The organism is Phormidium sp. CCY1219 (assembly GCF_055795085.1).
On sequence record NZ_JAYFEQ010000822.1, the window covers coordinates 1 to 1,918 of the forward strand.

The window sequence follows — 1,918 nt, forward strand, 5'->3', positions numbered from 1 at the left end:
AGACCGTGGCGGCAGGCAGGACTTATGCGCAATGCTTTGATTGCATCGTGCCCCGCTCAAAAATAGCTTCCCCGCCGTTAAAAAGTTGTCTCCCCCCTTGACAAAACTGGAGGCATCTGCTAGAATTAGACCGTGGCGGCAGGCAGGACTTATGCGCAATGCTTTGATTGCATAGCCACAGCTTTAAATTGCGCTTCACCGAGGAGGATATCGCCCCATCGGGACTCGATGCAGCAGAGGAGAACCCGTCACCCCTCGTGCGCTACTCCAGGAGAACAATATTTTTAGGAAGGGGAAAATTTGGAGGAAAATTTGTCTGGGGAACCCCGGAATTATCAGAAGAAGTCAGATTGAGTATGAAAACGGTGGGTGTTTCGGGTTGTCCCCAGGGATGGCCGATGATGCGATAGACTATATATTTTCCAGTCCTTCAGCCCTAAGGGAGCGGGTGCTTTTTTTGAACGGGTTCTCGGCGACAATGAAGGCAGGGAAAAGAATTGACACAGCGCGATCGCGATTTTATCCGTGAAGCGCCTAATTTTATCAATCCTTGGGGGACATGACAATGTTAAGATACCCGAAGTTTTCATTCACTCCGTTTTCTCCCCACACGCAAAGGTACTTTATGGGATTATCTCAGAACGTTTCCCCGCTGAATTTAGCGGGTTTCTTCTCCGTACCTCTGATAGCAGGGTTAACCTTGCTGCCTATTTCTCCGGTGCGCGGGCAAGATTCCCCGCAACCCGACGGATTCGATCGCATGGACTCGCCAAACCAACCAGGCGAAACCCTCAACCTACCCACCAATGCCCCAACCGAATCGGTACCCCAGGAGAGCGTCTCCCCCCCGGAACAAACCGAAGCGGTCAATCCCGCGATTCCCGCCGAGAACTCGGAGAATTCAGAGGTTACTCGTCCGTTAGAAACACAGAACAGCCTTCTGAGCATGGAAGGGGGCCAACGGTTGATTGAAGAAGCCAGAGCAGCCGCTCAGAGCGAAAATTACGAACAAGCCGTGAGCAAACTGCAACAATCGCGCGAGATTTTCAATCAGCTTTCTAATTTTCATCAACAGCTATACGATAGCTTTACCGGCATTGACAACCGGATAGCCGAAAGTCAGCGACAATCGGCAGTAGAAAGTGCGGAAATGCGGGATTTGGCCACCTACGAACTGGCGATCGTCCATCGGGCGCAAAATCGTCCCGAATTGGCAGTGCCGTTATTGATTCAGATTATTCGCTCTCAGCAACCCACCCGGGATTTGGGCAAAAAAGCCTATCAGCAATTATGGGAACTGGGATTTGTCGAGTCCCCCTATCCCGCCGCCCCCGCATCCTCGAACTCTTCCGGGGGATAAAAATCTCGAGACCCCGATGTTAGGGCGCTCCAACTGGGTGCCCTACGGTTCATTTTCGGGGAATGGGCCGCGATCGCCCATCTAACGTTAGAGTAAAGTAAGCCATATGTCGTACAGATAGGAGTTAGGAATGGTTACCCCGGAGCAGGTGAAGGCCATGATTGAGGCCAAATTGTCTGACGCCCAAGTGCAGGTTGAAGACTTGACCGGCACCCGCGACCACTATCAACTAACAGTGGTGTCTCCTGACTTTGAAGGGATACCCCGGGTGCGACAGCACCAGTTAGTCTATGGTGCTTTACAAGACGCAATGTCGAGCGAAGCAATTCATGCCCTAACCATGAAAACCTACACCCCAGAGGCATGGGCCGCAACCTCTGGTGCAGTTTCGTAAAGAAAACGATACACTATTTGACTGAGCCTGGTTTTCGATCGCCAGTCCATTCTAAACAACAACCGACCACCTAGAACCTCTAAGCACAGCTGTCAGCACCCCGCTCTAAAGAGACGGGGCTTCTAGCCCCTGACTTTAGGTAGCTGACCAGCCTAAGCCCTACG

2 protein-coding genes are annotated in these 1,918 nt (G+C 51.9%); both read left to right on the forward strand.

Going from position 1 to position 1,918, the window contains the following annotated elements; genetic code table 11:
• The first annotated feature begins 625 nt into the window (after positions 1-625).
• Positions 626-1,360, forward strand: coding sequence for a hypothetical protein (locus AC0QH1_RS25810; protein ID WP_324634311.1), 735 nt, complete (start codon positions 626-628; stop codon positions 1,358-1,360).
• 130 nt (positions 1,361-1,490) lie between these two features.
• Complete coding sequence (locus AC0QH1_RS25815; RefSeq protein WP_324634312.1) at positions 1,491-1,754, forward strand: BolA family protein; 264 nt, start codon at positions 1,491-1,493, stop codon at positions 1,752-1,754.
• Positions 1,755-1,918: the final 164 nt, after the last annotated feature.